This is a genomic window from Nonlabens sp. (assembly GCF_047636915.1).
Lineage (GTDB): Bacteria > Bacteroidota > Bacteroidia > Flavobacteriales > Flavobacteriaceae > Nonlabens.
The window spans coordinates 1-4,598 of sequence record NZ_JBLIGN010000135.1 but is presented as its reverse complement, the minus strand read 5'-3'; the positions used below and the strand labels follow the sequence as shown (position 1 = coordinate 4,598).

General features: G+C 35.2%; 6 protein-coding genes and 1 pseudogene. 3 read left to right on the top strand and 4 right to left on the bottom strand.

What is annotated here, in order from left to right; all coding sequences use genetic code 11:
• Nucleotides 1-531, bottom strand: a pseudogene (locus tag ACJAT0_RS12685) (hypothetical protein); the annotation flags it as partial.
• A 155-nt stretch (nucleotides 532-686) separates the two neighbouring features.
• On the opposite strand from ACJAT0_RS12685, the gene ACJAT0_RS12680 reads away from it, so the two are divergent.
• A complete protein-coding gene (locus ACJAT0_RS12680; RefSeq protein ID WP_415181949.1) occupies nucleotides 687-794 on the top strand; it encodes a hypothetical protein in 108 nt (35 codons plus the stop codon).
• Here ACJAT0_RS12680 and ACJAT0_RS12675 read toward each other — a convergent pair.
• Nucleotides 778-948 (bottom strand): transposase, encoded by a 171-nt coding sequence (locus ACJAT0_RS12675; RefSeq protein ID WP_415181948.1) that lies wholly within the window; start codon nucleotides 946-948, stop codon nucleotides 778-780. The two genes, ACJAT0_RS12680 and ACJAT0_RS12675, sit on opposite strands and share 17 nt — an antisense overlap.
• Before the next feature lie 338 nt (nucleotides 949-1,286).
• Here ACJAT0_RS12675 and ACJAT0_RS12670 point away from each other — a divergent pair, with 338 nt between their 5' ends.
• Nucleotides 1,287-1,835: a DoxX family protein gene (locus ACJAT0_RS12670; protein ID WP_415181947.1), complete on the top strand. Its 549-nt coding sequence runs from the start codon at nucleotides 1,287-1,289 to the stop codon at nucleotides 1,833-1,835.
• A 223-nt stretch (nucleotides 1,836-2,058) separates the two neighbouring features.
• On the opposite strand, the gene ACJAT0_RS12665 is transcribed toward ACJAT0_RS12670, so the two are convergent.
• Nucleotides 2,059-2,250, bottom strand: a complete 192-nt coding sequence (locus tag ACJAT0_RS12665) for a hypothetical protein (protein WP_374003524.1) — start codon at nucleotides 2,248-2,250, stop codon at nucleotides 2,059-2,061.
• 271 nt (nucleotides 2,251-2,521) lie between these two features.
• Between ACJAT0_RS12665 and ACJAT0_RS12660 the strand changes: the two genes are divergently transcribed.
• Nucleotides 2,522-2,644 carry a helix-turn-helix domain-containing protein gene (locus tag ACJAT0_RS12660; RefSeq protein ID WP_374003525.1) on the top strand — a complete coding sequence of 41 codons (123 nt, stop codon included), beginning with the start codon at nucleotides 2,522-2,524 and terminating at the stop codon, nucleotides 2,642-2,644.
• A 414-nt stretch (nucleotides 2,645-3,058) separates the two neighbouring features.
• Here ACJAT0_RS12660 and ACJAT0_RS12655 read toward each other — a convergent pair.
• A partial coding sequence (locus ACJAT0_RS12655; protein WP_415181946.1) for an ABC transporter ATP-binding protein occupies nucleotides 3,059-4,598 on the bottom strand: 1,540 nt, incomplete at its 5' end.

Here is a 4,598-nt window from a genome sequence, read left to right as displayed (position 1 = left end):
ACCACTTACTTTTTTTGGTTCAAAATATTCAATCCAAATACTTTCACCATCAACCATCCATGTTCCTAAAATTTCTTCAGGACTGTTGTGTTGATGTGTAAATACATTTAGAATTTGAGATTTGTCACCACTATAGATGTATACTTTTCCTCCGATAGGAATATTATAACTATCAAAAATCAGATTCATTGATAATGCGTTAGGAGAAATAAATTTAATTCTCCAAATGCGATCACCGTTTGGTAATGAATGCCATTTTCCAGCATTATCTATGCCGTAATCTACAAAATGATCATATCCAAATCGCCAAGGAATAGACTTATCTAAATCATTAACAGCATCTTCGGCTTTTAAAGGAGCTAAATTTGGTTTCTCAAGTTCAACGGCCGCTACTTTTTCAATGCTAGCGATATTCCAACTTTCAGGAACAGGTCGTTGTGAATTTTGAGCTGCTGCCTGAAGAATAAAAGCAAATAGCAAGACAAATGTAAATTTTCTACTCTGATTGTTTTTAAGTCTTAAAGTTCTCATTTGAAATATTTTGTATTCCAAATGTACTGATTTTAAATTAAATGATAACCGCCTTGATAATCGCCAAGATAGATCTCATAGCTCCCAAAAACTGGTATCTTAATTTTAAGGTATCCATCATTTCCTACAGCAAGATGTAAAGCGGGCAGCGTGAGATTTCTTTAAACGCTCTAGAAAAGATTGCTAGATTCTATAACGTTTCTCTCGATGAACTTGGTCTATATGGATGGGGAGCTGCCAAAAGAGTTAGAGGTGGAAAATAAGACCACTATGGAACAACTTCAACAGCTTCTTCTTCCAGCTGTAAAAAGTGCCGGTGCTGACACTGTATTTACGACAAGCTTCTACAATTCCCAATTCCTCTGATTTGGGAAGGATTTCCAGCTTTTCTGCTAAGCTCCATTTCTTGAACTTCATGTTTCAAATGTATTATTTGAGATTCATAATAATATTCCGATCTTATTGGGCACTAAACTAAGCCAGTTTATTTAATGCCTTTTAAAACCATAAATTACGCCATCGTTTGATTGATAATGGTAAGATATTGAATTCAATTACTGATTTTTTTTTATCGTGTCATAAATAATTTTTACTATTTTTGCTTTTTTTTTTACCAAGGAACTATCGAAAATTGAGTTTGATAGTTATTATAACAAACAAAAAGCTAGTGTAAAAATTACTGTTTCTCAAGATATTCTATCCAATCTAAAACACAGAAGTCTCAAATTTTTTCACATCATGAAAATACCATCTGTTTGCAACAATTAGATAAGAAAGACAAACTGTTACCAAATTTAAAATTGATTATGAAAGGAATTATCAAAAAATTTGACAAGGAAATTATTAAAAAGTTAGATCAGAGGTCAATAAAAATTATGAAAAGGACGAGCAGAATTGCAATTCGTCTCTCGTTTGGTATCATATTTATTTGGTTTGGAATATTAAAACCATTGCATCTATCGCCCGCAGAGGGTCTACTGAAAGCGACTGTTGTATGGTTGCCATTCGGTTCTGCAGATAATTGGTTAATAATTATTGGATGGTGGGAAGTTATTATAGGTATTTGCTTTCTCTTTGAGAAAACAACACGGATGGCTATTATACTGCTATTTGCGCAGATGTTAGGGACTTTTATGCCATTGGTTTTTCTTCCTGAAGTAACTTTTCAATCAAATAATATTTTACTTCCTACATTGGAAGGGCAATACATAATTAAAAATCTAATAATTATTTCTGCAGCATTGGTTCTTGGCGGCGAAATTAATAGATCAAAAAACAAACACGAAACTTCCGCCAGTATTTAATTTTTTATTTGGTTCTACTTCGTTTACTGCAAATTAATTGTGTTTGTACTTGGGCAGATAATAGTGCTATAAACCGCTATCTTATAAGCTTCCTGCAGTGTATTAGCAGGTTGTATGTTTTCTTGTGAGCCATTGTCGTTTTCTAGTCACCAGCCACGGTTTAGTAGTTCTACATAAACTTCTGCCAGTGCCATTCCGTATTTACGCCGTTCGGCAACCGTTTTTAAATTGTTGAGCTTCTTATAAAATTTGTAAAGTTGACCAGGTATCTAAAATAAATAGACCTTCTTTTACCAGGCGCAATGGCAGCTACTTTTTTACCATGTACGGTGACTTTGCATATGCTTAATTGAGATGAAGTGTATTTTCTATTTTTCAAATCTGTGGTAAAAGTATACTCACTTGTGTTTTTCATTTGTTTGTATTAAACATCGAAAAACGAAAAAGCCGCTGTTATAGCGGCTTTAGACTCTTGTGCGGATGACAGGAATCGAACCTGCACGCCGTGAAGCACTAGATCCTAAGTTTTGACCCTGATTATTATCAAGTTTTAAAAATCTCATTTGTAGTAGTTTAATTTGTTCAAATGCAATGATTTTGAATTAAATGATACTCGCCAAATAAACCTCAGAGGCCCCAAAGACTGGTATCTTAATTTTTAGGCATCCCCCGTTCCCTAATGCAAGATGGAAAGCGGTCCACATGAGATTTCTTTAAACACTCTAGGGAAGATAGCTAGTTTCTTTAATGTAACTCTAGATGAACTTGTTCTATATGGCTGGACAGCTGCCGCAAGAAGTAGAGGTTGAAGATAAGAGTACTATGGAACAACTTCAACTACGCAAGAACTGCACGAGGAAAAACGCTCTATGATCTTTTAAATGATTGATTCCTTTCTTACTAAAAAGAAGTTCAAAGACTTCTTTAATAAAAATGTAGCGACACTTTAATTCCATAGCATAAAAAAAAGAAAACCATTGCTAGCTTTCCTTTTTTCTTAACTATTGTTGTGTAGATCACGAGCGTGACGCTTGCGCCAACTGGGAAAGTGTTGTTTTTTATATTAGGTCTTATTTCCTTTTAGACAACTATTCTTTCCATGTGTAAAGACTTTGTAGAATTTATTAATAAAATAGGCTATTTAGTTCAATTGTAGGTTCACAATTTTACCGTGAACACCATCTCTAATCCAACTAAAAAAGTTGAATAGAAATTCTTACCTTTTAAATGCGCGCCTGATAGGTAAACAAATTGTAATACCTACCTTCACTAGCAATCAATTCGTCATGCGTTCCCTGTTCGGCAATGCGGCCATTTTCTATCACTAAAATCTGATCTGCTTTTCTAATAGTACTTAATCGGTGTGCGATGACAAAGGTGGTTCTTCCTTTAGTCAATTCTGCCAGACTTTTTTGAATTAATGCTTCACTTTCTGTATCTAGATTAGAGGTAGCTTCATCTAAAATTAAAATTTTTGGATTTGCTAGTACAGCTCTTGCAATGGCAATACGTTGACGTTGACCGCCTGACAGTTTTACTCCACGTTCGCCTATTAATGTATCTAAGCCTTCGTCAAATCGGTCGGTAAACTCGTTTACATAGGCAGCTTTTACAGCTGCTTTTAGTTCCTCTTCTGTGGCATTAGGTCTAGGGAAAAGGATATTTTGCCTTATCGTACCTTCAAAAAGGAACTCATCTTGTAAAACGACTCCTAGATGTTTTCTGAAACTATTGAGATTGATCGTAGCTATATCTTGCCTATCGACAGTTATGGTGCCCGACTGAGGATTTAAAAAGGTTGCCGCAAGTCCTGCAATCGTACTTTTTCCAGAACCTGAACTACCTACCAGAGCAATGACCTCACCTGATTTTGCTTCAAAATTGATGTTATGCAATACTTCTTTGTTTTCTTCGTACGCAAAAGAGACGTTGTTAAATACAATATGACCCTCAAAGTTCTCTAAATATTCCGTTCGATTCTCTTCGTCAGATTCAGGCGTCATATTCATTAATTCTTCAGTTCGGTCTAGACCTGCTAGAGCTTCTGTCAGTTGACTACCTATATTGCTCATTTGCACGATCGGTGCAATCATCAATCCTAATAAAAAAGTAAAGGTTAAAAAATCTCCTATAGTTAACTCTTCCATCATGATTTTATAACCACCTATTCCCATGATTCCTGTTGTAGCTAGACCCAATAAAAAGGTCGAAGAACTGGTGATAATAGCTGTCGCCGTTAAACTTTTTTTCACATTTTGAAATAGTCGTTCTACGCCTTCTTCAAATATTTTGTTTTCTTGCTCTTCGGCATTAAAACCTTTTATGACTCTTACACCACCTAACGTTTCTGTTAACCTACCTGTGACCTCAGCATTAATGACACCTCTATTTCTAAAAATTGGTCGTATAATTTTAAATGCCTTTATTGCAATTAGAGCAAAAATAGCCAATGGGATTAGGATAAATAAAGTCATCGTCCAGCTAATGCGTAATAGCAAGACTAATGATACCACGGCGGTTATGGAGCCACCTACTAATTGTACCAGTCCAGTTCCTATTAAATTACGAACCCCTTCTACATCGCTCATAATTCTTGATACCAGAGCACCAGACTTGGTATTGTCAAAAAATCGAATAGGTAATGACAGTACCTTTTTTTGAACTTGCGCTCTCAGTTCAGAAATCATATACTGCGCTTGTACACTTAATATTTTAGTAAGAAGAAAGGAAGTAATCGCTTGGACTAAAATGGCTAAGGCTACC